Source organism: Streptomyces djakartensis, assembly GCF_014651075.1.
Lineage (GTDB): Bacteria > Actinomycetota > Actinomycetes > Streptomycetales > Streptomycetaceae > Streptomyces > Streptomyces djakartensis.
This window is the reverse complement of sequence record NZ_BMWE01000006.1, coordinates 63,137-88,592: the sequence shown is the minus strand read 5'-3', so window position 1 is coordinate 88,592 and position 25,456 is coordinate 63,137. Positions and strand designations below refer to the sequence as shown.

General features: G+C 71.4%; 23 protein-coding genes, 2 tRNA genes and 1 pseudogene. 15 read left to right on the top strand and 11 right to left on the bottom strand.

The window, feature by feature from the left end:
- Positions 1-166 precede the first annotated feature (166 nt).
- The gene (locus IE212_RS12060) at positions 167-1,114 is read left to right on the top strand and encodes a D-2-hydroxyacid dehydrogenase (RefSeq protein ID WP_190197781.1); all 948 of its coding nucleotides are present in this window, start codon (positions 167-169) and stop codon (positions 1,112-1,114) included.
- Between the two features lie 17 nt (positions 1,115-1,131).
- Positions 1,132-2,535, top strand: coding sequence for an amidase (locus tag IE212_RS12055; protein WP_190197780.1), 1,404 nt, complete (start codon positions 1,132-1,134; stop codon positions 2,533-2,535).
- Here IE212_RS12055 and IE212_RS12050 read toward each other — a convergent pair.
- Positions 2,522-3,016 (bottom strand): DUF3830 family protein, encoded by a 495-nt coding sequence (locus IE212_RS12050; RefSeq protein ID WP_190197779.1) that lies wholly within the window; start codon positions 3,014-3,016, stop codon positions 2,522-2,524. The genes IE212_RS12055 and IE212_RS12050 overlap by 14 nt on opposite strands.
- A 184-nt stretch (positions 3,017-3,200) precedes the next feature.
- Here IE212_RS12050 and ehuB point away from each other — a divergent pair, with 184 nt between their 5' ends.
- The 6 genes from ehuB to IE212_RS12020 all read left to right on the top strand — a co-directional run bounded on the left by ehuB (position 3,201) and on the right by IE212_RS12020 (position 7,361).
- A complete protein-coding gene (ehuB, locus tag IE212_RS12045) occupies positions 3,201-4,088 on the top strand; it encodes an ectoine/hydroxyectoine ABC transporter substrate-binding protein EhuB (protein WP_190197778.1) in 888 nt (295 codons plus the stop codon).
- Complete coding sequence (ehuC, locus tag IE212_RS12040; protein ID WP_190197777.1) at positions 4,085-4,801, top strand: ectoine/hydroxyectoine ABC transporter permease subunit EhuC; 717 nt, start codon at positions 4,085-4,087, stop codon at positions 4,799-4,801. Before ehuB ends, ehuC begins: the two co-directional genes overlap by 4 nt.
- A complete protein-coding gene (gene ehuD, locus IE212_RS12035; protein WP_030241432.1) occupies positions 4,798-5,448 on the top strand; it encodes an ectoine/hydroxyectoine ABC transporter permease subunit EhuD in 651 nt (216 codons plus the stop codon). The genes ehuC and ehuD overlap by 4 nt, the downstream gene beginning before the upstream one ends.
- Positions 5,438-6,223, top strand: a complete 786-nt coding sequence (gene ehuA / locus IE212_RS12030; protein WP_190197776.1) for an ectoine/hydroxyectoine ABC transporter ATP-binding protein EhuA — start codon at positions 5,438-5,440, stop codon at positions 6,221-6,223. Before ehuD ends, ehuA begins: the two co-directional genes overlap by 11 nt.
- Before the next feature lie 198 nt (positions 6,224-6,421).
- Positions 6,422-7,180, top strand: a complete 759-nt coding sequence (locus IE212_RS12025) for an IclR family transcriptional regulator (protein WP_190197775.1) — start codon at positions 6,422-6,424, stop codon at positions 7,178-7,180.
- Between the two features lie 107 nt (positions 7,181-7,287).
- Positions 7,288-7,361, top strand: a tRNA-Lys gene (locus tag IE212_RS12020).
- 59 nt (positions 7,362-7,420) lie between these two features.
- Here IE212_RS12020 and IE212_RS12015 read toward each other — a convergent pair.
- The 4 genes from IE212_RS12015 to IE212_RS12000 form a co-directional block, all read right to left on the bottom strand.
- Complete coding sequence (locus IE212_RS12015) at positions 7,421-7,888, bottom strand: DUF3592 domain-containing protein (RefSeq protein WP_190197774.1); 468 nt, start codon at positions 7,886-7,888, stop codon at positions 7,421-7,423.
- A 98-nt stretch (positions 7,889-7,986) separates the two neighbouring features.
- Positions 7,987-8,592, bottom strand: a complete 606-nt coding sequence (locus IE212_RS12010) for a lytic polysaccharide monooxygenase auxiliary activity family 9 protein (protein WP_190197773.1) — start codon at positions 8,590-8,592, stop codon at positions 7,987-7,989.
- A 100-nt stretch (positions 8,593-8,692) separates the two neighbouring features.
- On the bottom strand, positions 8,693-9,814 hold the full coding sequence (locus tag IE212_RS12005; RefSeq protein WP_190197772.1) for an SPFH domain-containing protein: 1,122 nt from the start codon (positions 9,812-9,814) through the stop codon (positions 8,693-8,695).
- A 90-nt stretch (positions 9,815-9,904) separates the two neighbouring features.
- Positions 9,905-11,293 (bottom strand): peptidoglycan-binding protein, encoded by a 1,389-nt coding sequence (locus IE212_RS12000; protein WP_190197771.1) that lies wholly within the window; start codon positions 11,291-11,293, stop codon positions 9,905-9,907.
- A 202-nt stretch (positions 11,294-11,495) separates the two neighbouring features.
- On the opposite strand from IE212_RS12000, the gene IE212_RS11995 reads away from it, so the two are divergent.
- The 4 genes and pseudogenes from IE212_RS11995 (at position 11,496) to glxA (ending at position 16,262) form a co-directional block, all read left to right on the top strand.
- A tRNA-Lys gene (locus IE212_RS11995) sits at positions 11,496-11,569 on the top strand.
- Between the two features lie 273 nt (positions 11,570-11,842).
- Positions 11,843-11,994 (top strand): annotated as a pseudogene (locus tag IE212_RS34890) (GntR family transcriptional regulator); the annotation flags it as partial.
- A 327-nt stretch (positions 11,995-12,321) separates the two neighbouring features.
- Positions 12,322-14,325 carry a glycosyltransferase family 2 protein gene (locus IE212_RS11990; RefSeq protein WP_190197770.1) on the top strand — a complete coding sequence of 668 codons (2,004 nt, stop codon included), beginning with the start codon at positions 12,322-12,324 and terminating at the stop codon, positions 14,323-14,325.
- Positions 14,322-16,262, top strand: coding sequence for a radical copper oxidase GlxA (gene glxA, locus IE212_RS11985; RefSeq protein WP_190197769.1), 1,941 nt, complete (start codon positions 14,322-14,324; stop codon positions 16,260-16,262). Before IE212_RS11990 ends, glxA begins: the two co-directional genes overlap by 4 nt.
- A 101-nt stretch (positions 16,263-16,363) precedes the next feature.
- On the opposite strand, the gene IE212_RS11980 is transcribed toward glxA, so the two are convergent.
- From IE212_RS11980 to IE212_RS11955, 6 genes are all read right to left on the bottom strand, one after another.
- Entirely contained in the window at positions 16,364-17,398 is a 1,035-nt protein-coding gene (locus tag IE212_RS11980) for a glycoside hydrolase family 6 protein (protein ID WP_190197768.1), read from the bottom strand.
- 260 nt (positions 17,399-17,658) lie between these two features.
- Positions 17,659-18,348, bottom strand: a complete 690-nt coding sequence (locus IE212_RS11975) for a class F sortase (protein WP_190197767.1) — start codon at positions 18,346-18,348, stop codon at positions 17,659-17,661.
- Between the two features lie 2 nt (positions 18,349-18,350).
- The gene (locus IE212_RS11970) at positions 18,351-19,106 is read right to left on the bottom strand and encodes a hypothetical protein (RefSeq protein ID WP_190197766.1); all 756 of its coding nucleotides are present in this window, start codon (positions 19,104-19,106) and stop codon (positions 18,351-18,353) included.
- 120 nt (positions 19,107-19,226) lie between these two features.
- The gene (locus IE212_RS11965) at positions 19,227-20,006 is read right to left on the bottom strand and encodes an HAD-IIA family hydrolase (protein ID WP_190197765.1); all 780 of its coding nucleotides are present in this window, start codon (positions 20,004-20,006) and stop codon (positions 19,227-19,229) included.
- A 107-nt stretch (positions 20,007-20,113) separates the two neighbouring features.
- On the bottom strand, positions 20,114-20,989 hold the full coding sequence (locus IE212_RS11960) for an LPXTG cell wall anchor domain-containing protein (RefSeq protein ID WP_190197764.1): 876 nt from the start codon (positions 20,987-20,989) through the stop codon (positions 20,114-20,116).
- Positions 20,990-21,174: 185 nt separating this feature from the next.
- Positions 21,175-22,551, bottom strand: a complete 1,377-nt coding sequence (locus IE212_RS11955; protein ID WP_308430193.1) for an ROK family transcriptional regulator — start codon at positions 22,549-22,551, stop codon at positions 21,175-21,177.
- Between the two features lie 226 nt (positions 22,552-22,777).
- Here IE212_RS11955 and IE212_RS11950 point away from each other — a divergent pair, with 226 nt between their 5' ends.
- From IE212_RS11950 to IE212_RS11940, 3 genes are all read left to right on the top strand, one after another.
- Positions 22,778-23,875 (top strand): Gfo/Idh/MocA family oxidoreductase, encoded by a 1,098-nt coding sequence (locus IE212_RS11950; RefSeq protein ID WP_190197762.1) that lies wholly within the window; start codon positions 22,778-22,780, stop codon positions 23,873-23,875.
- Complete coding sequence (locus IE212_RS11945) at positions 23,872-24,399, top strand: heme-degrading domain-containing protein (protein ID WP_190197761.1); 528 nt, start codon at positions 23,872-23,874, stop codon at positions 24,397-24,399. Before IE212_RS11950 ends, IE212_RS11945 begins: the two co-directional genes overlap by 4 nt.
- Before the next feature lie 126 nt (positions 24,400-24,525).
- The gene (locus IE212_RS11940) at positions 24,526-25,392 is read left to right on the top strand and encodes an LLM class F420-dependent oxidoreductase (RefSeq protein ID WP_190197760.1); all 867 of its coding nucleotides are present in this window, start codon (positions 24,526-24,528) and stop codon (positions 25,390-25,392) included.
- The last annotated feature ends 64 nt before the right edge of the window (positions 25,393-25,456 follow it).

The following is a 25,456-nucleotide window of genomic DNA, read 5'->3' as shown; positions in this document are numbered from 1 at the left end:
CCGTGTTGACGACGGTAGGTTCGGGTGCGAGCGTGGTCAATCCACCCGGATCACTCATAGGTCAACACCTGGTTAACTCGTCGTCCCCGGGCCGGCGCCCTCCAGGGCCTTCCCACGGACCCTCGAGCCCGGCCGCCCCGCCGTACGGCTGGAGAAACGGCTGCTCATGCCCACTCCCACCCTCCTCGTCCTGGACGCCGAACCGCTGCCCCGCCTCGGCCGGCTCACCGGCCGCGCCCGCGTCGAGCACACCGACGCGGCGGGCCTCGCCGAGCGCCTCCCGCGTGCGGATGTACTGCTGGTGTGGGACTTCACCTCGCGCGCCGTGCGCGACGCCTGGCCGGGCGAGGGGCCGCGGCCACGCTGGGTGCACACGGCGAGCGCCGGTGTGGATCATCTGATGTGTCCTGAACTGGCTGCTTCCGACACGGTCGTGACCAACGCGCGCGGCATCTTCGACCAGCCGATCGCCGAGTACGTCGCCGCGCTGGTGCTGGCCATGGCCAAGGATCTGCCGCGGACGCTGGAGCTGCAGCGGGAGCGGACCTGGCGGCACCGCGAGTCGCAGAAGGTCGCCGGGGGCCGGGCCGTCGTGGTGGGCTCCGGGCCGATCGGCCGGGCGATCGCCCGGATGCTGGAGGCGCTCGACATCACGACCGCGCTGGTGGGCCGTACCCCGCGCGCCGGCGTGCACGGCCCGGAGGACCTCGACCGGCTGCTGGCGCGCGCGGACTGGGTGGTCGCGGCGGCACCGCTCACCGAGCAGACGCACGGCATGTTCGACGCCCGCCGCTTCGGCCTGATGCAACCGTCCGCCCGGTTCGTCAACATCGGGCGCGGCCAGCTGGTCGTGGAGGACGCCCTCGCCGAGGCCCTGGCCCGGCACGGGATCGCCGGTGCCGCGCTGGACGTCTTCGAAACCGAGCCCCTGACCCCGGACAGCCCGTTGTGGCAGGTGCCGGGCCTGATCGTGTCCCCGCACATGAGCGGCGACATCGTCGGCTGGCGCGACGAACTCGGGGCGCAGTTCGTGGAGCTGTACGACCGGTGGGAGGCCGGCGAGCCGCTGGCGAACGTGGTCGACAAACAGCGTGGGTATGTACCCGGACACTGACGTTCCTTGGAGGCTGGATGTCCGAGCTCACCGACCTGACCGCCGTACGGCTCCTCGACGGCTACCGCAAGGGCGAGTGGAGTCCCGTGGAGGCGACCCGGGCGGCGCTGCGGCGGGCCGAGGCGATCCAGCCGGAGGTGAACGCCTTCGTGCGGCTGACGGCCGAGGACGCGCTGGCCCGGGCCGGGGAGTCGGAGGAGCGATGGCGGCGCGGTGAGCCGCGGGGGCTGCTGGACGGGGTGCCGGTCACCGTCAAGGACATCCTGCTGCTGCGCGGGGCGCCGACCCTGCGCGGCTCGAAGGCCGTCAACCCGGCGGGGCGCTGGGACGAGGACGCGCCGTCCGTGGCCCGGCTGCGGGAGCACGGGGCGGTCTTCATCGGCAAGACGACCACCCCCGAGTACGGCTGGAAGGGGGTGACGGACTCGCCGCTCAGCGGCGTGACCCGCAACCCCTGGGACACCGCGCGCACCGCGGGCGGGTCCAGCGGCGGCAGCGCGGCGGCCGTGGCGCTCGGCGCGGGTCCGCTGTCACTGGGCACGGACGGCGGCGGCAGTGTCCGGATCCCGGCGTCGTTCTGCGGGATCTTCGCGCTGAAACCGACGTACGGCCGGGTGCCTCTGTACCCGGCGAGCGCGTTCGGCACGCTGGCGCACGTGGGGCCGATGACCCGGGACGCGGCGGACGCCGCGCTGCTGATGGACGTGATCGGCCACCCGGACTCGCGCGACTGGTCGGCGCTCGCCCCGCCGCCCGGCACGTACACGGACGGTCTGGCGGGCGGGGTGCGCGGGCTGCGGGTGGCCTACTCGCCGTCGCTGGGCGGGCAGGTGGCGGTGCGGCCGGAGGTCGCGAGGGCGGTGCGGCGGGCGGTGGAGCGGCTGGCGGAGCTCGGCGCGTACGTCACGGAGGCCGACCCGGACCTGACCGACCCCGTGGAGGCCTTCCACACCCTGTGGTTCAGCGGGGCGGCCCGGGTGACCCAGCACCTGGGGCCGCACCAGCGGGAGCTGCTGGACCCGGGGCTGCGGGAGATCTGCGCGCAGGGCGCCCGCTACTCGGCGCTGGACTACCTGGCCGCGGTGGACGTGCGGATGGACCTGGGCCGCCGGATGGGCCGCTTCCACGACGCGTACGACCTGCTCGTCACGCCGACCATGCCGATCACGGCGTTCGAGGCGGGCGTCGAGGTACCGAAAGGATCCGGCCACCGGCGCTGGACGGGCTGGACGCCGTTCACCTATCCGTTCAACATGACGCAGCAGCCCGCGGCGAGCGTGCCGGTCGGCGCCGACGGGAACGGCCTGCCGATCGGGCTGCAGCTGGTGGCCGCCCGGCACCGGGACGATCTGGTGCTGCGGGCGGCGCACGCGCTGTACGAGGCCGGGGTGACGTCCGGCGGCCGGGCTAGGCCCGCCTGAAGCTGAGCGTCTCCCCCGCCGCTCCCGACCGCCACAGGTCGTTGCACGCTTCGGCCATGGCGTCCAGGCCGTCGACGACCTGGCCCCAGACGATGCCGGGGATCCAGCCCACGTCGCCGTTCAGCAGCAGGTTGTTGCGCTCGTAGAACAGGGCCAGGTCGACGAGCGTGGTCCCGGCGCGGACCTCGCGGTCGTAGCCGTAGGACTTGGTCCCCAACTCCGTCCCCGCGAAGGCGAAATAGCACAGATCACCCGGGATGGGGGTGACCGTCGGATTCTCCAGGGGTGGCTCGGTTTCGGCGAACGGCGGGAAAAGGGCGTAGATCTCGTTGCGTGCGTACTTCGCATGGTAGACGTCACCGGACAGCGGGAGGGCGTCCCAGACGGTCGCGCAGGTGATCGGAGCACGGTCGTCGAGCAGCCTTGCCGTGCAGGTCACGTCGCGCTTGACCAGCGAGACTTCGATGTAGCGATCGGCCATCCCTCCATGGGAGTGCCCGCCGCCCCCGAGGTCAAGAGCGCACGGGATACGTGGGGGGCTTGAAAAGGTCGGCATAACTCCCAGGGCGTCGGGTAGCCGCGCGCCCATGGCTCCACCACAGAGAAGCCCATTGCAAAGCGTACTCAGAAGCCCGCGGAGAAATCCGGACCCTACGCCCCAGGTCATGGCCCCGGGCGCATCCGCTCCCACACGCCGGTCGCTGCTCGCGGGGGTCGCGGCGCTCGGCGCGCTGGGCGCCACCGGATGCAGCCGGGTGGCCACCGCGTCGAGGACGGAGGGCGGCGATCTGCTCGACCGGCTCCGGGCCGCGGGAGTCGTCCGCCTCGGTATCGCCGGCGAGATCCCGTTCGGCTTCATCGACAAGAACGGCGAGCTCACCGGTGAGGCACCGGAACTGGCCAAGGTGATCTTCAAGCGCCTCGGCGTCGACCGGGTCCAGCCCGTGCCGACCGAGTTCGGCTCGCTCATCCCGGGCCTGAACTCCCAGCAGTTCGACGTCGTCGCCGCCGGCATGTACGTCAACCCGGAGCGCTGCGAACAGGTCATCTTCTCCGACCCCGACTACCAGATGCTCGATGCGTTCATCGTGCGCAAGGGGAACCCGAAAGGGTTGCGCAGTTACAAGGACGTCGTGGCGAAGAAGGCGAAGTTCGCCACCGGGACCGGCTACGCCGAGATCCAGTACGCCGTCGAGGCGGGCTACGAGGAGAGCGACATCCTCATCGTCCCGGACCAGGTGGCGGGGCTGAACGCGGTCGAGGCGGGACGCGTGGACGTGTTCGCCGGCACGGCGCTCACCGTGCGCGAGGTGGTGAAGAAGTCCGCCAAGGCGGAGGCCACCGAGCCGTTCAAGCCGATCGTGGGCGGCAAGCCGCACGTCGACGGAGGCGCCTTCGCGTTCCGGCCGACCGAGGCCAACCTGCGCGACGCCTTCAACGAGGAGCTGCGCAGGCTCAAGAAGAGCGGCGAGCTGTTCCGCATCCTCAAGCCCTTCGGTTTCACGGAGGCCGAGATGACGGATCTGACCGCGAAGGAGCTCTGCGGCGGATGACCTCGGGACTCTGGGAACTCGTACTCAAGGGCGTCTGGGTCACGATCCAGCTGCTCGTCTGCAGCGCGCTGCTGGCGGCCGCGGTGTCCTTCGTGGCCGGCGTCGCGCGCACCCACCGGCTGTGGATCGTCCGCTTCCTGGCGGGCTTCTACACCGAGGTGTTCCGCGGGACCTCGGCCCTGGTGATGATCTTCTGGGTGTTCTTCGTGCTGCCCCCGGCCTTCGGCTGGCAGCTGGTGCCGCTGTGGGCGGGCACGCTCGCGCTCGGCCTGACCTACGGGGCGTACGGCTCGGAGATCGTGCGCGGCGCGCTGAACGCGGTCGACCCGGCGCAGAAGGAGGGCGGGATCGCGCTCAGCTTCACGCCCTGGCAGCGGATGCGGCTGATCCTGCTGCCGCAGGCGGTGCCGGAGATGATCCCGCCGTTCTCCAACCTGCTCGTCGAACTGCTCAAGGGCACCGCCCTGGTGTCGATCATGGGCATGGGCGACCTGGCGTTCAGCGGCAATCTGGTCCGCCTCGCGCTCCAGGAGAGCGCGGAGATCTACACGTACATCCTGCTGATCTACTTCCTGATCGCCTTCCTCCTCACCCGGGTGATGCGCGGGCTGGAGAAGAAGCTCAAGACCGGGGCCGGAAAGCCGGTCGGGCGTACGCCCGACCAGGAGCTGAGCCGTCCACAGACCACTGGTGTCGGAGGTGCCGCCTCGTGAACTGGGACTGGAGCGCGGTCTCCGACTTCATGCCGGACTTCTGGGAAGGCCTGCTGGTCACCCTGCAGATCCTGGTGCTCGGCTCGCTGATCTCCTTCGTGCTGGGCCTGGTGTGGGCGCTGCTGATGCGGGTGCCCTCGCGGTGGGTGACCTGGCCCGTCGGGGCGGTCACGGAGTTCGTCCGCAACACCCCGCTGCTGGTGCAGCTGTTCTTCCTGTTCTACGTGCTGCCCGAATGGGGCCTGACCTTCTCGGCGCTGACCACCGGTGTCTTCGCGATCGGGCTGCACTACTCGACCTACACCATGCAGGTCTACCGCGCCGGTATCGAGGCCGTGCCGGTCGGCCAGTGGGAGGCGGCGACGGCACTGAACCTGCCGCTGCGCCGGACGTGGACCGCGGTGATCCTGCCGCAGGCGGTGCGCCGGGTGGTGCCCGCGCTCGGCAACTACGTCATCGCGATGCTCAAGGACACGCCGATGCTGATGGCGATCACCGTCCTGGAGATGCTCGGCCACGCGCGCCTGTTCTCGCAGGAGCACTTCCAGTTCACCGAGCCGCTCACGGTGATCGGAGTGGCCTTCATCGTCATTTCCTACCTTGCCTCCCTTGCCCTGCGAGTTCTGGAGCGACGCCTTGTCCACTGACACTCTCCCCGACCCCGAGAAGAACCCGGCCAGGAGCGGCGGCGAGCTGATCCGGCTGGAGCAGGTCACCAAGCGGTTCGGCGCCAACACCGTCCTGGACCACCTGGACTTCTCCGTCGACGCCGGCAAGCACGTCACCCTGATCGGGCCGTCCGGCTCCGGCAAGACCACGATCCTGCGGCTGCTGATGACCCTGCTCAAGCCCGACGAGGGCACGATCACGGTCGACGGGCAGATGCTGTTCCCGGCCTCCGACAAGGAGGTCCGCGAGGTCCGCAAGAAGATCGGGATGGTGTTCCAGCAGTTCAACCTGTTCCCGAACATGACGGTGCTGCGGAACATCACCGAGGCGCCGGTCACCGTCCTCGGCATGCCGAAGGACGAGGCGGTGGAGCGGGCCAAGGGCCTGCTGGACATGGTGGGCCTGGCCGAGAAAGCCGACGCCCATCCGGCGCAGCTCTCCGGCGGTCAGCAGCAGCGGGTGGCGATCGCCCGGGCGCTGGCGATGCGGCCGCAGGTGCTGCTGCTGGACGAGGTGACCTCCGCGCTCGACCCGGAGCTGGTCGCGGGCGTGCTGGACGTGCTGCGGGACATCGCCCGCTCCACCGACATCACGATGCTCTGCGTGACCCACGAGATGAACTTCGCCCGGGACATCTCCGACCAGGTACTGATGTTCGACTCCGGCCGGATCATCGAGGCGGGCCCGCCGGAGAAGATCTTCAGCGAGCCGGAGAAGGACCGGACGCGGGAGTTTCTCAGCGCAGTGCTCTGACTACCGCCCGTGAACAGGCACAACGCGGGGTTCGCGGACTGGGGCATGCTCCTGGCATATGCCGGAGGGCCAATACCCCAGTCCGGAGCCCCGTGAATCTTGTCAACCCCCGCTCTGCATCGTCCCGTTGCCCGCTATCGTGGAGGGGATTCGCTGCCAGGATCACGGCCCTAACAGCAAGCGCAGGGGGAGACCACCGTGGCGCTGACGCACGAGCCGACCACCCCGTACCACTCGACCCAGGAAGCTCTGCGCGTCCTGGAGACGGTGGCGCGCAACAGTTCCGGCACCACCGACACCGAACTCGCGCGGCACACCGGCATCGGACCGGAGCGGCTGACCACGCTCCTGCGGATGCTGCGCCGCGAGGGGTACGTCGAGCAGATATCCGACGGCGCGTACGTCGCGGGCGAGACACTGGCCCGCCTCGGTTCCGCCCACCACCGCGAGCAGGCCCTGCGGGACAAGCTCCAGCGCACACTCGACCGGCTGCGCGACTCGGTCGGCGCCGCCGTCTACATGAGCCGGTACGTCGACGGCGAGATCAGCGTCACCCAGTACGCCGACAGCCCGGCCATGCCCAAGGTCAACGAGTGGGTCGACTTCCGCTCCTCGGCCCACGCCACCGCGATCGGCAAGAGCCTTCTCACCCAGCTCGACCACGCCGGCCGCCGCGACCACCTGGCCCGGCACAAGATGGCCCGCCTCACCTCGCGCACGATCACCAGCGACCGGCTGCTGCTGTCCCGGCTGGAGGCCCAGCCGCCCACCGTGCCCGTCCTGGACCTCCAGGAGTACGCGGTCGGCACGGTCTGCGCGGCCGTCCCCATCACGGCCGGCTCCTCCGTCGGCTGCCTCGCCCTGTCCCTCCCGGTCGAGCACGCCCACCGGCTGCGCCAGGCCGCGGAAGCCCTCAACCGCAACGCGGCACCGGTCCTGCTGTCCATGGCGATCTAGGCGTCCGGACCTGCTGCCACCGGGTGGTCAGAAGCACCCCTCGGGACCGGGTAGTATTTTCCCGTCGCCCACCGCGGAACACGTTTTCGCAGGTCGGCGGGAGTCATGCGCCGCTAGCTCAGTTGGTTAGAGCAGCTGACTCTTAATCAGCGGGTCCGGGGTTCGAGTCCCTGGCGGCGCACCGGTGAAGGGCCTCTCGTGGGAGCGGGAGGCCCTTCGGCGTGTTCGGGGGCCGGGCTGCTACGGCCGCAGGAATTCGCCCGCGGTGGAGAACATCGCGTACGCCACCGCCATGAAGCCGAGGGCGAAGAGGACGAACGTGCCGAGGAAGGCGAGCAGACATCCCGTGCCCGCCAGGAGCCTCCCGCGCGCCGGGGGTCTGGCCGTGGCGTGCTCCGGGCGGTCCGCCGGGTAGTGCACGGTGACGATGTCGCCCTCGAGGGTCGTCCCCGGGCCGCCCCGCTCCTCGAACCGGACACCGCGGCCGTCGCGCGTGGTGAACTCGTAGACGTGGTGCAGCGTCGTGCTCACCGAGCTGTCGCCGCCGCCTCCGCTCGTCGTGGTGTAGGTCCGCAGACAGCGCGCCTCGGCGGTCAGGCCGCTGTTCCAGGCGCGGCTGACCCGCACCGATCGGCGGATCACCGCGACACCGGCGAAGGAGACGACCGCGATCACGAGCGTGGGCACGATGTAGAACAGGACTTCCATGAGCTCCCCCGAGGACCCGGCGCGGCCTTCGGCCGGCCGGCGTGGAAGGGAACCTACCCACGCCGGCCGCACCGGTGACTCAAGGGAACCTCAGAGGTTCAGAACGTGACGTCCGAGCACGCGTAGAACGCGTTGCCCGTGTCGGCGATGGTCCACACCCCGAGGATGACGTGACGGCCGCTGAGCCCGGTCGGCAGCCTGCCGCTGTGGGAGAGCGTGGAGGGCGGTCGCTGGCCGTTGTACGGCACCGTGAGGAACGGTGTGAGGTTGAGGTCGGACCGGGACAGGTTGTGGTTCTGGTTCCAGCCCGGTTTGGTGACGTAGTACTTGAAGTCGGTGGTGGCGTGCATGGCGGTGAACTGCCAGCGGAACGTGTAGTTCTGGCCGCCCGTCACCCTGGTGGTGGGCCAGGCTCCGCCGGACGGCGTCCGCGGGGCGCTGAGCTGGCTGAACTGGCCGAGGCCCGCGTTGCAAATCTGCCCGTCGGCCGGGCCGGAGGCCGGGAAGCCCTTCGGCCCCTCGACGCTCTGCGGCTCCCACTGGATGGGGCCGCAGTTGGTCACGGTGCCGTTCTGGCAGAGCTTCTGCCGGCTGATGGGGAGGTCGGTGTAGCCGTGGCCGCTGGCGCCGCCGGAGGAGAGGACGAGGGCTCCGGTCGTGGCCAGTCCCACCGCGACTGCGGACAACTTGGTCCTTGTACGCATGCTGCCGCTCCTGGAGAACGTGGGGAGGTTCAGTGAGCCGTGCAGGTAGGTCTAGACCAAGTCTGAGATTATGGGCGTTGGTTGAACATGTCCATACCAATCATGGGCCCGTTTCTCCCCGCCCCGCGCAGAACGCCACCGTCAGGTCCTTCACCAGCACCTTCCGCTCGTAGTCGTCGAGTTCGACCAGTCCCCGGGTGGTCAGCCGGGTCACCGTGTCCTCCACCGAGTCGACGACCGAGGTGAGCACGCTCGCCCGGTGCTGGGCGTCCAGCGCGGCGATCCGGCGCCGGTGCATCACGGCGGCGACCTCGGGGGCGTACTCCGCCCTCAGCGGCTGCACCGAGAACACCTCCAGTCCGACCGGGGCCGCGTCCGACGCCACCAGCCGGGTCAGCGCCTCGGCCGTCGCGTCCGTGGCGCCCTTCGTCCCGCCGGGCATCTCCACCGGCACCCGGGCGAGCGCCGCCTCGACGCACTCACGCAGATACCTCTCGTGGTCCTCGACGCCCAGCGTGGCCCGCGCGGTGTCCCGCACCCGCCACACCACCAGCACGACCACCCGCAGCGCGACCCCGCCCGCGTCGACGGCCGGCATGGGCTCGCTGCGCCAGTGCCGCAGCCGTACGTCCACCCGGCGGCGCAGCCACAGCGGGTTGACCCACAGCAGGCCGGAGCGCCGGACGGTCCCCCGGTAGCGACCGAACAGGCCGAGCACCCAGGCCCGTCCCGTCCGGCCCCGGGCCAGCCCGCCGAACCCGAAGAGACCGAGCGCCCCGGCTCCCGCGTAGGCCGCCCACTGCGCGGGCCCGAGCCCGGCCCCGGCGTGCTCGGGCAGCCGCAGCACCGCCGGCACCAGCGGCGGCAGGACCCCGGCCCACCACGAGGTGGCCGCGCAGCCGGCCGCCCCGCACGCCCCGGCCAGCACACCCACCACGCCGGGCAGGACCCGGGCGGGGCGCTCCACCAGGCCGGGGTCGACCCGCGGCACCGGGCGCGGCGTCACGGCCGCCGGGTGCCCGAGGCGCGGCTGCTCCCCCGTACCCCGTCCGCGGCTCACGACCGCGTGCTTCAGCGGTACCGGCGCAGGGCTGGAATCGTCGCGGAACAGCAGGTGGACGGGGATCTCGGTGGTGGACTCGTTCTGAATGAGCCGAGCGGACCTGGCCGGCCCCTCGGCCGGTCCGTCGGGTTCGGACGTGTGGGAAGTGGTCGTACTCATGCCGTGCCTCCAGCCTCCGCGCCAGATGCGTCACAACGGTGCACCCCGGTACCGGGGTCCGGGGCCCCCGCGGAACGGGCCGCCAGGCGCCTACGAGAAGAGCCGCCGCCAGGTCTCCGGCCCGGGGTAGCCGTTCGCCGCGCCGCCCCGCCAGCCCTGGCTGCGCTGGAAGGCCTCGACGGCACGCCGGTCCCCCTCACCCCACTGCGGCCCCGGCCCGGCCGGGTAGAACCGGCCGAACCCCCTGCGCACCAGCTCCGTGCCCAGCTGACTGATGTACTCGTTGACCGCACCGGGCCGGAACCACGCCCGCCCCGGGTAGCCGGGAACTCCATGGGAGGAGGGCACGGAACCGGCCGCCCCGGGCCGGACGTCCTCGCCCTTCCCGGTGACCAGCAGCTCCCAGGTGCGCGGGCCGGGCAGCCCGTCCGCCTCGGCACCCTCCCAGCCCTGGGCCAGCTGGAAGGCCCGGGTCGCCTCCCGGGTGGCATCCGTCCAGCGCGGTCCCGGGTCCGAGGCGAAGACGGCGCCGGCGCCGCGAGCCACCAGCATGCGGCCGAGCAGCTCGACGTACTCGTTGTCCGCGCCGGGGCCGAAATACGCCGCTCCCGGGTACGGCGTGGATGTGGCGGTGCCCGGCGTCTCCCGCTCCGCGCCCGGATTCGGCTCCACGCCCGCAATCGGCTCAGGGCCCGGGTTCGGCTCAGGGGCGGTGACGCCCTTGTAGCGGTAGGGGACATACCGGCGGGCGTCGCTCTTGTAGGGGTACCGCATGGACCGCCGGCGCGTGTGCGGGTGGATCTGCTCGTAGGCGGTGTAGGAGGTGCGCGCGGAATTCTTCCAGCCGCCGAAAATGACGACGTGCGAGCCGCTGGTGGGTGCGGCCGGATTGTGGAACAGCAGAATGTCGCCCGGCTGGAGCTCATCCTTGGAAATCCGCTCACCGTAACGGGCGAGACTGCCCGTCCATTCGTTTCCGGGCAGCTTCCAGGCCATCGAGACATAACCCGAACAGTCCTGCCGGTATCCGTCGGACCAGTAGGCGTTCATGCTGTAGGGCACCTTGGCGGAGACCCAGGTCCTGGCCCGCTTGATGATCTCCGAGCGGGTGATCGCGGGGAGCTTGGGAGCGGCGGAGGACCCAGCCTCGGGGCCGTCGGGGCCATGCAGCGGGGCCGTGTCCCCCTGGGGGGTGTCGGGCTCGTCACGTGCGGGAACGCCGACCCGGTGGGACGGGTGGGGGGCGGCCGCGGCCGGTGCGGTGTGGCTCGCGCCGAGTGCGGCGGACGCCACCGCGGCCAGGGCCAGGACCATGGGGGTCCCCGCCGCCCGGGCAGGACCGGAAGCCTGTGGCCGGGCGGCCGGGTGGGCGGTGGTGCGGCCGGCCGGGGAATGCGGCAGAACGCGGCGCCAGTGGACGCAGCCGGGGCAGTCACAGTCGCTCCCGGGGTCGAATTGCTCGAATACCGGAGACTCCATGCGATTCCCCTCACACTTACGGTGGAAAATGGCAGCGTCAATGAACGTCCGGGCGGGACGCCGTAAGTTTCTCAACTGACTTCCGGACGCGCATGCTGACGGTCCGAATGATGTAACGGCGCACCCCGGTGCCGGGCCGCTCCGGGCCGGGCCGGTGGTCAGGAGCACCCCCGGGCGTCCTGTAGAGTTACGACGTCAGCAGGCGCCGCTAGCTCAGTTGGTTAGAGCAGCTGACTCTTAATCAGCGGGTCCGGGGTTCGAGTCCCTGGCGGCGCACAGACAGGGAAAGGCCCTCGCGGAAGCGGGGGCCTTCTCGCGTTCCCCTGCCCCTCACCTCTTCCCCCCTCCGGGCCTCCCCCTTCCTGTCCGGAACCCGATGCACGGCACGAATGGCCGGATACCCTCTCGCCATGGCAGCACGAGACCTCCAGGAACGGATCAGGAAGCTCACCGCCGACCGCCGGCCGGCCTCCGGGTCCCCGCTGCGACCGAGCCCGAGCCGACCTCGTTGAACTGGACGCGCCGGTCGACCGTATGGAAGAGCAGGCCTGCCGGCAGCACCGGGAGATCCTCGACTCGGTCCGGTCCGGCGACTCGACGCGGACGGAGGAGGCCATAAGGGAGCACTTGGGGAACATCCGTGCCCGCCTGTCCATACCGGCTCCACAGGTCCCCCACACCGTCACAATGAACGCGTATGACCGGTAAACACCGCGTTTCGCACCTTGCGATCATGATGGACGCCATAGAACCCTGGCTTTCTCGTTTTTCAAGTTGCCGCGGATGCGCGGCACTTGGGGGGCAACAGAAACCGGTTGCCGGCGGGGCGGGGAGAGGGGCCCCGCTCATGAGGCGATGCCGAGGGGGGCATCATGCAACCGGAACGTCGCGCTGCCATGTCTATAAGGTGTGGAAGACGTGGTGACCGCGACCCACCACTGATACGTCTGCGCAGGTCGAGGGGGACCGGCGGCAGGCGGAAGCAAGCGATACGAAACACGCGGCTGTCCGCGTGTGGGGGGATGAACATGACGTCGAGGCCGACGGGTGCCCGGCAAAACCACGACCCGTCCCAGACCACGCAGCTCAGGGTGCCGGAGCACCGGATGAGCACCACGGGGACCTTCCGGCGGATCAAGAAGACGCTGCCGAGATACGACTACGAGCACTACAGCCGGCTCGCGGGTCCCCTCACCCAGCCCGATCCGAACAAGCCGTACAGAGTGCAGTACCGGTCGCTGATCTCGCAGGAGCCGCACCGGATCAGGGTCGCCCTGATGCTGGCCGCGGCGCCGGTGCTGTCGCTGGTCCTGCTGTTCTGGCTGCTCCAGCCCGAGCACTGGACCGAGCGCGACTACCCGGCCTTCGACTGGCTGCCCGCGCTCGACATGGTCATGCTCGTCTCGATCGGCCTGATCGAGTTCTTCCGCTGCATGAACGTGCTGTCCAACGCACACGCCACGCTGGTCGCCCGCGACCCGGTTCCGGTGGTGCCCGAGACCGGCACCAGAGTCGCCTTCCTCACCTCCTTCGTGCCCGGCAAGGAGCCGCTGGAGATGGTGACGAAGACCCTGGAGGCGGCCGTGAAGATCCGCCACCGGGGCCTGATGCACGTCTGGCTGCTCGACGAGGGCGACGACCCCGAGGTGAAGGCGGTCTGCGAGCGCCTCGGCGTGCACCACTTCTCCCGCAAGGGCGTCGCGAAGTGGAACCAGGACAAGGGCCCGCACCGCGCCAAGACCAAGCACGGCAACTACAACGCCTGGCTGGAGGCGCACGGCGACGAGTACGACTTCTTCGCCTCGGTCGACACCGACCACGTGCCGCTGCCCAACTACCTGGAGCGGATGCTCGGCTTCTTCCGCGACCCGGACGTCGGCTTCGTCATCGGCCCGCAGGTCTACGGCAACTACGACTCGTTCGTCACCAAGGCCGCCGAGTCGCAGCAGTTCCTCTTCCACGCGCTGATCCAGCGCGCGGGCAACCGCTACGGCTCCCCCATGTTCGTCGGCACCTCCAACGCGGTGCGCATCAAGGCGCTCAAGCAGATCGGCGGTCTGTACGACTCGATCACCGAGGACATGGCGACCGGCTTCGAGATGCACCGCCACAAGAACCCGGCGACGGGCAACAAGTGGCGCTCGGTCTACACCCCGGACGTGCTCGCGGTCGGAGAGGGCCCCAGCGCCTGGACGGACTTCTTCACCCAGCAGATGCGCTGGTCGCGGGGCACGTACGAGACGATCCTCAAGCAGTACTGGAAGGGCTGGTACTCGCTGCCGCCGAGCAAGCTCTTCAACTACACGATGATGATCATCTTCTACCCGATGTCGGCCCTGAACTGGATCCTGGCGGCGCTCAGCTGTGCGCTGTTCCTGGGCCTGGGCGCCTCGGGTGTGAACATCGACCCGGCCGTGTGGCTGATGCTCTACGGCAACGCCTCCGCCCTGCAGATCGGCCTGTACGTCTGGAACCGCCGGCACAACGTCTCGCCGCACGAGCCGGAGGGCTCCGGCGGTGTGGCCGGCATGGTGATGTCCGCGCTGTCGGCGCCGCTGTACGCCAAGGCGCTGATCGACTCCGTGCTGCGGCGCAAGAGCAAGTTCGTGGTCACGCCCAAGGGCGACTCGGCGAGCCCCGACCGCTGGTTCGGGACGTTCCGCTACCACTGGTACTTCATCCTGATCTTCGGCGGGTCGATCGCGGCCGGTCTCGTCTACGGCCACTCCCACCCCGCGATGATCATCTGGGCGACGTTCGCCATGCTGGTCACGGCCACGCCGATCTTCGCGTGGCGCTGGCAGATGAGGCAGGACGCGAAGAAGAAGCCCGCCGCCCCGGGCGGAGGCGAGCCACAGGACTCCGCGGGCCCGCACTCGGCGCAGCCGCCGCAGATCCCGCAGCAGCAGGCGCCGCACGCCCCGCAGCACAAGCCCGGTTGGGCCGCCACCCCTGGCGGCTACGGGGAGGTCGGGGGATCCGACCAGACCATGCACATCGCCCTTGGTGGACTTGGGGGACGTAAGGAATGAACGACCGTGCAGGCCGCCGCCGGGCCCGTCGACTCGCGATCGGCACGGCGGTGGTACTCGCGCTGGCCGGGATGAACGGGCCGTGGCTCTACCGCTTCGGGACCGAGAAATACCACCAGTACACAATCAACAAGCCCGAGTACAAGGCCGCGAACGGCAAGTGGGAGATCATCGAGTTTCCCGAGGAGTACCGGCAGAACACGATCCACGCGGCGCTGCTGCGCACCGGCAAGGTGCTGCTCGTCGCGGGCTCGGGCAACAACCAGGACAACTTCGACGCGAAGAGGTTCGACACCCGGGTCTGGGACCCGGTCAAGGGCACCATCAAGAAGGTCCCCACGCCGAAGGACCTGTTCTGCACCGGCCACACCCAGCTCGCCAACGGCAACCTGCTGATCGCGGGCGGCACCAAGCGGTACGAGAAGCTCAAGGGTGACGTCACCAAGGCCGGCGGCCTGATGATCGTCCACAACGAGAATCCGGACAAGCCGATCACCCTGCCCGCGGGCACCAGGTTCACGGGCAAGGAGAACGGCAAGACCTTCGTCTCGAAGGACCCGGTGCTGGTGCCGCGCGCGAAGAAGGTCTTCGACAAGGCCACGGGCAGGTTCCTGCGCAACGACCCCGGCCTCGGCCGGATCTACGTCGAGGCGCAGAAGCGCGGGGCGAAGTACGAGACGGGTACGCAGGACAACTACCGCGTGCACGGCCTGAAGGGCGCCGACGCCAAGAACACCTACGGCATCGCGCAGAAACTCGCCCTCGACAAGAAGGACTTCCAGGGCATCCGGGACGCCTTCGAGTTCGATCCCGTGGCCGAGAAGTACATCAAGGTCGACCCGATGAAGGAGGCTCGCTGGTACCCGACGCTCACCACCCTGAGCGACGGGAGGATCCTCAGCGTCTCCGGCCTCGACGACATCGGCCAGCTGGTCCCGGGCAAGAACGAGATCTTCGATCCGAAGACCAGGAAGTGGACCTACACCGACGAGGTCCGGCAGTTCCCGACCTACCCGGCGCTGTTCCTCATGCAGAACGGGAAGGTCTTCTACTCGGGTTCCAACGCGGGCTACGGGCCGGACGACGTGGGCCGTGACCCGGGCGTGTGGGACGTGGACACCAACAAGTTCACGAAGATCCCCGGACTCAGCGACCCGAAGCTGATGGAGACGTCCGGCACGGTGCTGCTGCCGCCCGCGCAGGACGAGAAGTACATGGTGATCGGCGGCGGTGGCGTCGGCGAGTCCAAGCGGTCCAGCGAGAAGACCCGGCTCGTCGACCTGTCGGACGACGATCCGCGCTTCGTGGACGGCCCGTCACTGGACAAGGGCACGCGCTACCCGAACGCCTCGATCCTGCCCGACGACAGCGTGCTGATATCCGGCGGTTCGCAGGACTACCGCGGCCGCGGCGACTCCAACATCCTCGAGGCGCGGCTGTACGACACGGAGAAGAACCGGCTCCGCCGGGTCGCCGACCCGCTGGTGGGACGCAACTACCACTCCGGGTCGATCCTGCTGCCCGACGGCCGGGTGATGTTCTTCGGCTCCGACTCGCTCTACGGCGACGCGGCCAACACCAAGCCGGGCGAGTTCGAGCAGCGCATCGAGATCTACACGCCGCCGTACCTCTACGGCGACGGGGACCAGCCCTCGCTGTCGGGCGGGCCGCAGACCATCGAGCGGGGCGAGCAGGGCACGTTCACCTCGTCCGACGCGAACCGGATAAAGAAGGTCCGGCTGATCCGGCCGAGCGCCGCCACCCATGTCACGGACGTCGACCAGCGCTCCATCGCGCTGGACTTCAAGGCGGACGGCGACAAGCTGACCGTGACCGTGCCGGAGAACCGCAACCTGGTCCAGGCCGGCTGGTACATGCTGTTCGTGACGGACGCCAACGGCACGCCGAGCAAGGCGCAGTGGGTCAAGGTGCCGTAGACACCGGCTGCTCGACCGGCTGGTCGGGGCGCTCTCCGGCAGGGAGGGCGCCCCTTCCGCATGTCGGGGCTCCCTGGAGCCCCCGGCGCTTCCCGGGGTGTCTAGGAGCTCGCCTTCGCCAGCTTCAGCGCGTATTCGGCCCACCACTGCCCCGCCTTGGGCCCGCCCTTGCACTCGCCGTCCGACTCGCCCGGCCGCTTGACCCACAGGTAGGCGTCGACCAGCGGGTCCGCGGTCTTCGTCGTCGGCGTCTCGCCCAGCGCGCGGCCGGGCGGGTTGCACCAGCGCTCGTCGGGGTTGCCGCCGGTGTAGGGGCCCTTGCCGTTGCGGCTGGTGTCGACGACGAAGTGCTTGCCGCCGACCTTGGCGGAGAGCTGCTTGCCGTAGGCGATGGAGTCCTCGGTGGAGTAGAAGTTGGAGACGTTGACGGAGAAGCCGTCGGCCCGGGCGATGCCCGCGCGCTTCAGGGGCTCGAAGATCTGATCCGGGTCCTGCCAGCCGGCGTTGCCCGCGTCGAGGTAGACCTTGGTGTTCTTCAGGGACTTCAGCTTGGTGACGGCGCCCTTGAGGAGGTGGTAGCGCTCCTCGTGGAACTGCTGCGGAGTGCAGCCGTCGACGAGGTGGAGCAGCGCGTCCGGTTCCAGGATGACCGTGGCCGAACGGTCGCCGATGCCCGCCGCCACGCCGTCGAGCCACTCGCGGTAGGCGTTGCCGTCGGCGGCGCCGCCCTGCGAGTACTGGCCGCAGTCCCGATGCGGGATGTTGTACAGGACGAGCAGTGCCGTACGGCCGGCCTTGCCGGCGGCTTCGGTGAGGCCCCGGGTCTGCTCCTGCGGATTGTCCGGGCCGATCCACTCGGCGACCGGCTGCTCGGCTATCTTGCGGATCTGCTCGGCGTCCTGCTCCTTGCCGGACTTCTCCAGGTTCGCTAGCTGCTGGGCCGCGGTGCCTTCGGGGTTGACCCAGAACGGAGCGGTGTTCTTGGGCCGCTGCGTGATCCCGGGGCCCGCCTCTCCGCCCTCGTCCGATCCGCCCCCTCCGCCGGACGAACACCCCGAGACCAGCAGTGCCGCCCCCAGCACCACCGTGGACACCCGCCTCGCGGCGGACGCCCCGACCCCCCTGCTGCCGTACATCCAACTCCCCCTTGGGTGCACCGTTCCAAGTCTCAATCCTGACATAGGTGGCGCCGCCCACGAGGCCGCCGGCCATCCGGGGCCCGGAGGCGTCCCGGATTGTTCGGCCGGCGCACATCTTCGACTGATCCGGTGCCCCGTCGGCCGCCTCCCCGGTCTCTCAGGGCCTGCACCTGGGGCGTGCTCCGCTCCGCCGTTCGCTCCTCGGGCCACTCAGGGCCGCGCCGCCCGGGCCGGCAGCCGCTCGTCTCGGTCAAACGTCAAGCACGGCAGCCGGATCCACAACCCGTCAGATACGCCGACACCACCACGTTCGCCGTGTAGCTGCGGGTCGTACGGTCGTAGCTTCCGCCGCAGGTGACCAGGCGCAGCTCGGCCCGGCCCGGCTCGCGGGGGCCGTAGGCCTGGTGGGCGTCGAAGCGGTCGCGGGTGAGGATCTGGACGGACTCGACGGTGAACTCGGCGATCCTGGCGTCGGCCCGGACCACCCGAATCGTCTGGCCGGGCCGCATGGCACTGACCTTGAAGAAGACGGCGGGCCGGGACCGGGTGTCGACGTGACCGACCATCAGCGCGGTCCCCGGCGCGCCGGGCGCCACCCCGTCCGCGTACCAGCCGACCACGCCCGGCTGGTCGTACGGCGGCGGGTCGAGCGCCCCGCGTTCGTCCAGGCCGCGCGCCACGACGGGTGCCTGGACGCCCAGGCCGGGGATGTCGACGCGCTGCGGAAGCGCGTCGCCGAGCGGTCGGTACGCGGGCGGCAGTTTCACGTCCGGGGGCCGTCCGGCCGCGGCCATGTCGCCGGTGGTGGGCGCGGAGATGCCGTGCCGTACGTCGGTCACCTCGCGGCCCCAGAGCCACAGTCCGAGCAGCAGTACCACCCAGACCACGCCGGCCAGCAGGCGGCCGGTGCCCGGGGAACGTCCCGTGATCTGATCCTGGTGAGGCATGGTCAGTCCGTTCCACGGCTCCGGCGGGCACCGCCCAGCGCGACGGCCACGACGGCGACCCCCGCGAGCAGCAGGCCGGTCACCTCCTGGGCCGTGCCAGGGCCGGCCCCGCGGTCCGCTGCCGTGACGAGGTCCGCCGCGCCACCGCCGCCGGCCTCGACCGGGGCGACGGGAGATGCGGGCGCGCCCGGCCGCCTGGCAGCGGACGACCGCCCGTCCTGTTCTTCCCCGCCGAAAGGCGCCTGCGACCGCGGGTCGTCCTCGGGCCCAGGTGACTGTCCGCCCGCCCCGGGCGCGGGTGCCGGCTGCTGCCCCGCTGTCCCGGGCGCGGGGGACGACCGACCGGCCGACCCGGGCGCGGGCGGCTGTCCCGGGGTCCCGGAGACGGCCCTGGCCGGGGGCGACTGCCCGTCAGCTGGCCGGACGGTGAACGTGCCCGTCCGTTCGGTGGCCCCGCAGGTGACCGTCACCGTGTACGTCCCCGGCTCGAGCGTGGAGCGTACGCGGCTGTCGCCGGCGAGTCCCCGGCCGGTGACGGTCAGCCGCGCGTCCGTGACGAACGCCGCCGAGGCTGCGACGGCGGTTCTCTCCGCACAGCCGGTCACGCGGAGCGTGACGTCACTGCCGGGTGCGGGGGCCACCGGGAACACCGAGACGCCTCCCGTGTCCCCCGCGTACGCCGCCGGGGCGAGTGTGACCGCCACCCCTGCGGCTGCGGCCAGCGCGACCGAACAGACAGTGACTCTCAGGGAACCCATCGTGAACCTCCAGACACCTGGAGCCTCCCCCGCACGGTGGGCCGTCGCATCCTCGGGGACGCGGCGCCTGCTCCGTTCGGGTGGCGACGGGTTTGGCCGCGGGCGGGCCGCTTCGCGGGCTCAGACCCGGTCGACGAGGTCCGCGATCGAGTCCACGACCTGCGACGGCCGGTACGGGAAGCCCTCCACCTGCTCGGGCCGGGTCAGGCCGGTGAGCACCAGGAACGTCTGCATCCCGGCCTCCATGCCGGCCAGCACGTCGGTGTCCATCCGGTCACCGATCATGGCGCTGGTCTCGGAGTGCGCCCCGATGGCGTTCAGCCCGGTGCGCATCATCAGCGGGTTCGGCTTGCCGGCGAAGTACGGCTTCCTGCCGGTCGCCTGGGTGATCAGCGCGGCCACCGCGCCGGTCGCGGGCAGCGGGCCCTCGGTGGACGGGCCGGTCTCGTCGGGGTTGGTGCAGATGAAGCGGGCGCCGCCGAGGATCAGCCGGACCGCCTTCGTCATGGCCTCGAAGGAGTAGGTGCGGGTCTCGCCGAGGACGACGTAGTCCGGCTCGTGGTCGGTCAGGACGTAGCCGATGTCGTGCAGCGCGGTGGTGAGGCCCGCCTCGCCGATGACGTACGCCGACCCGCCCGGCCGCTGGTCGTCCAGGAACTGGGCGGTGGCCAGGGCCGAGGTCCAGATGCTCTCGATCGGCACCTCCAGGCCCATGCGCTTCAGCCGGGCGTGCAGGTCGCGCGGGGTGTACATCGAGTTGTTGGTGAGGACCAGGAAGGGCTTCCCGGACTCGCGCAGCTTCTTGATGAAGGCGTCGGCGCCGGGGATCGGCACGCCCTCGTGGATGAGCACCCCGTCCATGTCGGTGAGCCACGACTCGATGGGCTTGCGGTCTGCCATGTGCGGGATCTCCTGCCGTACGCGGTCCAGCCGGCCTCAAGCCTAAACAGTGGCCGGATCTTGCGGAACGGTCGGATCCCGGCGTCCCGAGGGGCGGGACGGCCGTGTCAGCGCCGGCGGCGCGTGAGAAGCAGGACTCCGCCTCCGGAGAGCAGCATGGCGGCGGCCACCGCGGCGACCCTGGCCCCGGCTCCGGTGCGGGCGAGTTCCTCGGCGAACGGGAACCGGTCCTCGCGGGGCGGGACGGTGGCCCCGGACTCCGGCGCGGTGGACCCGGACTCCGGCGCCGTGGCCCCGGACTCCGGCGCGGTGGCATCGGGCCGCGGCACGGTCGCTCCGGGCTCCTTCCCCGAGGCCTCGGGGTCCGGCTGGGAGTCGGTGCCGTCGTCACCCGTCTCGCCACCGTCGACCGGCTCACCGCCGTCGATGCCGAACCGGTAGTCGTTGGACTGCCCGACCCAGTCGCCGTCGTCGTCGTGACGCTGTACGACGGCCGCGTTGGCGGTGACCTCGTTGGGCACGGCGTCCGAGGTGACCGCGAGCCGCACCTTGACGGTGACGGTCTTCCCCGGCCCGACGGTGAACCCGGCGAACCCGCCCGCGTCGTCGGCCAGCGCCCCGACGAGCTCGTCCTCACCGGTCTTCTCGAAGCGCACGGCGTGGGACCGCGTCCCCTCGAAGAACTCCAGCCGCGGCTGGGACGGCTCCAGCGCCCGCTTGTCGTCGACGAGCACCACGACGGGGTGGATGCCGGCGCAGGGCCGGTCGGTCGTGTTGGTCAGATCGACGTACCAGGTTCCGAATCCGCCCCCGGCCGTGTAGGAGTCCGGCCCGCCGTGGATGCGGGTGGTGAGCGGGAACGTGTGGTCGTCGGGCGCGGCGCAGGCGGGCGCCGGATCGTCCGCGTACGCCGGGTGGCCACCGGTGAACAGGGCGGCGGCTGCCGCCGCCAGGAAGAGGGGAGCGCGCGTGCAGAGTCGCATGGGATTGTGACCTTGCCCGATACGGGCGCCGGCTAGCCGACCCGCCCGGAACGGCCCCCGAACGGCGGCGCGGATCCGCCCGTTCGGCAGACCCCCGTACCGCGCGAGGCCCCCGGGGCCCCGCGCGCCGGTGGTCCGAGCCGGTGAGCAGGCGGACACCGGCGCCACACCCCTCACCCGGTCCCTCAGCCGTCCCCCCGCCCGAACACCGGCCCCAGCACCAGCTGCGCCGCCCCCACCGCCACGGCTCGTCCTCCGCCCGGGGCGAGGCGCACCGGCACGGCGTCCTGCCCCGTCCGCCGGGCTCTCGCCTCCAGCACCGCCCCGACCCCGTGCACGAACGGATCCGGATCGGCGGCCACCGTGCGGCCGCCCAGCAGCACGACGTCGATGTCGAGCAGCCCCACCAGGTTCGCCGCCCCGGCACCCAGTACCCGGGCCGCCTCATCCAGGTCACCGCGCGCCACCGCGCCGAGACACAGCGCCTCGACGCAGCCGCGCTCGCCGCAGGTGCACGGCGGGCCGTCCAGCAGGATCACCTGGTGGCCGAACTCCCCCGCCCCGGTCCGGGCGCCCCGGTGCACGCCGCCGCCGATCACCAGACCGGCCCCCAGTCCCGTACCCAGGTGCAGATAGGCGAAGGAGTCGCCCTCGCCTCCGGCGGCCAGACCCAGCGCCGCCGCGTTGGTGTCCTTGTCGACCACCACCGGCACCCCGAGCCGCTCGGCCAACGCCTCCCGCAGCGGAAAACCGTCCCACTCGGGGAAGCCGGTGACCCGGTGCAGCACGCCCCGGGCGTGGTCGAGCGGCCCGGGCAGCGCGACGCCCACACCTAGCGGGGAACCAGCCCTTGCGAACGGTCCGACGGCCGGGGAAGCGGCCCGGGCGGGCGGCCCGACGGACGGGGAGCCGTCCGGGGGGAGCGGCTCCCCGAGCGGGGAACCGTCGCGGGCGGGCGGCTCCCCGGCAGGGGAACCGTCCCGGGCGACCGGCCCCGCGGGCGGCGAACCGTCCCGGGCGGGCGACCCCGCAGACGGCGAACCGTCCCGCCCGAAGGGCCCCAAGGCCGGGGAACCGTCCCGGGCGACCGGTCCCAGAGACGGCGAACCACCCCGCCCGGAGGGCCCCACGGCCGGGGAACCGTCCCGGGCGACCGGCCCCGCGGGCGGCACCTCGGCAAGCGTCGGCCAAGCGGGCAGCACCTCGGCCACCGTCTCCCGCACCGCTTCCGTCACCGCCGCCAGCACGGCGGGCGCCCCCGCCCCCAGGTCCAGCGGCGCCCGCCGCTCTCCCACCACGGTTCCGCGCAGATCCACCAGCACGACCCGCACCTCGTCCCGGTCCAGGTGAACCCCGACCGCGTGCCCCGCCTCGGGTACCAGCCGCAGCACCGTGCGCGGCTTTCCCCCGGTCGACGCCCGGCGCCCCGCCTCCGCCGCGAGCCCGTCCGCCCGCAGCCTGGCAGTGATCTTGCTGACCGCCTGCGGGGTGAGCCCGGTCCGCTCCGCGAGTTCGAGCCGGCTGACGCCCTCGGGCCCGGCGATCCGCAACAGGTCGAGCACCAGCGCGGCGTTGTGGCTGCGCAGCGCGAGCAGGTTCGCCCCGCCCCCGGGTCCTCCAGGCCCGCCAGGCCCGCCAGGCCCGCCAGGCCCACCAGGCCCACCAGGCCCTCCAGCCACTCCGGTCCCGCGCATGCCTGCGACCCCACCCGTACGCTCGTCCGCCCTGTTCACGCCCCCATTGTCCCCGGCGCTTGCACTTTGGCAACAGCGTTGCGAAAGTGGGGCCATGACTGGCACACCCCTCGGCACATCCGGCACGCCCCGCTCGCCCCTTCGCGTCGGCCTCGTCGGCTACGGCCTCGCCGGCTCCGTCTTCCACGCCCCGCTGATCGCCGCCACCGAGGGCCTGACCCTCGACACGGTGGTCACCTCGAACCCCGGACGGCAGCAGCAGGCCCGCTCCGAGTTCCCGGACGTACGCCTGGCCGCCGCCCCGGACGAGTTGTTCGACCGGGCCGCCGAGCTGGACCTGATCGTCGTCGCGTCCCCGAACAAGACGCACGTGCCGCTCGCGGCCACCGCCCTCGAGGCCGGTCTGCCGGTCGTGGTCGACAAGCCCGTCGCCGGCACGGCGGCCGAGGCCCGTGAGCTCGCCGCCCTGGCCGAGGAGCGCGGCCTGCTCCTCTCCGTCTTCCAGAACCGTCGCTGGGACAACGACTTCCTCACCCTGCGCAAGCTGCTGTCCGAGGGCGAGCTGGGCGACGTCTGGCGCTTCGAATCCCGCTTCGAGCGCTGGCGCCCGCAACTGAAGGGCGGCTGGCGGGAGTCCGGCGACCCCGCAGAGATCGGAGGTCTGCTCTACGACCTCGGCAGCCATGTCGTCGACCAGGCGCTGGTCCTCTTCGGCCCTGCGGCCACCGTGTACGCCGAGTCGGACGTCCGCCGCCCGGGCGCCGAGGCGGACGACGACACCTTCATCGCGGTCACCCACACCAGCGGTGTCCGCTCCCACCTCTACGTCTCCGCCACCACCGCCCAGCTCGGCCCCCGCTTCCGGGTCCTCGGCTCCTCCGCCGGCTACGTCAAGCACGGCCTGGACCCCCAGGAGGCGGCCCTGCGCGAAGGCAGGCGCCCCGGGCCCGGCTGGGGCGTGGAGCCCGAGTCGCTGTGGGGCCGGGTGGGCTCCGGCGAGTCCCCGGTGACCGGCGGCGGCCGACCCGAACCGACCCTGCCCGGGGACTACCCCGCTTACTATGCGGCCGTGGCGAAGGCCCTGCTGGAGGGCGCCCCGAACCCGGTGACCGCGCTGGAGGCGGCCGCCGCCCTGGACGTACTGGAGGCCGCCCGTCGTTCGGCCCGCGAGAAGGTGACGGTGACGCTGTGACCCACAAGAGCAACCCCTCACACCACCAGGAGCTCGGCCCGAAGTTCCACCCGGAGCTCACCCCGAGCCTGGAGGAGCTGGAGAAGGAGGAACGCCGCCTGGTGTTCCGCCAGTTCACCCACGACGACGCCTGGGCGCTCGGCTCGCTCCTCGTCGAGCTCGCCCGGCAGCGGCAGGCCCCGCTCGCCATCGACATCCACCGGGCCGGCCAGCAGCTCTTCCACGCGGCGCTGCCCGGTTCCACGCCCGACAACGACGCCTGGATCGCCCGCAAGCGCCGGGTGGTCGAGCGCTACGGCTCCGCGTCCTACCTGGTCGGCGCCCGCTTCCGCGCCAAGGGCACCACGTTCGAGGAGTCCTCGCGCCTCGACCCCGACACGTACGCGGCGCACGGCGGGTCCTTCCCGATCACCGTCGAGGGCGTGGGCGTGGTCGGCGCGGTGACGGTGTCCGGGCTGCCGCAGCTCCAGGACCACCGGTTCGTGGTGGAGGCGCTGGAGGAATTCCTCGGCCGGGGAAGGTAGTTCGGCTCGAACGGCAGGAATGCCGCAGCGGACGGAATGCCGGAATGACTGAGCGGTCCCCCCGGTTGGCACCTGCTGTACGCATGATCGACCGAACACGGCGCCCAACCGGAGGGATCGCGAGCCATGACCACCGCCCTGAGGGAAACAGTCGGCCGGTACGGCATCTGGAGCGTGGGTCTGCGCTCCGAGGACCCGGACCGGCGCGGCGAACTCGCCGAGACAGCCGCCGAACTGGAGGAACTCGGCTACGGCGCCGTGTGGCTGGGCGGCAACACCTCCGCCGCCCACGCCGCCCCGCTGATCGAGGCGACCTCGCGGCTCACCGTCGGCACCAGCATCCAGAGCATCTGGGACCACGAGCCGGACGCCACCGCCGCGGCCTTCGCCGAGCTGGAGGCCGCCCACCCGGGCCGTTTCCTGCTGGGCCTCGGCGTCAGCCACGCCAAGCGTGCCGAGCAGTACCGCCGCCCGTACTCGTCCCTCGTCACCTACCTGGACGGCCTGGACGCAGCCGGGCTCCCCGCGGACCGCCGGGTCCTGGCCGCCCTCGGCCCGAAGAGCCTCCAGCTCACGCGCGACCGCTCCGCGGGGGCCATCCCCTACCTGGTCACCCCGGAGCACACCGCCCATGCCCGCGAACTCCTCGGCGAGGGACCCCTGCTCGCCCCCGAGCTGGCGGTCGTCCCGGAGACGGACCCGGCCCGGGCCCGCGCCCTGGCCCGCGAGTTCCTCGGCATCTACCTCCCCCTGCCGAACTACACCAACAACTTCCTGCGGCACGGCTTCACCGAGGACGACCTGACGGACGGCGGCAGCGACCGCCTGGTCGACGCCCTGTTCGCCTGGGGCGACGAGACGGCCATCCGCGCCAAGATCGACAGCTTCTTCGAGGCGGGCGCGGACCACGTGGCCCTCCAGGTGGTGGACGACCAGCCCCGGGACGCCCTCCCCCGCAAGACCTGGCGCGACCTGGCCGCTCTGCTCGGCTGACCTTGGTTTTCAGGGGCGCGGGGAACTGCGCGAACAACCACGACGAACCCGCAGTCGCCAACGA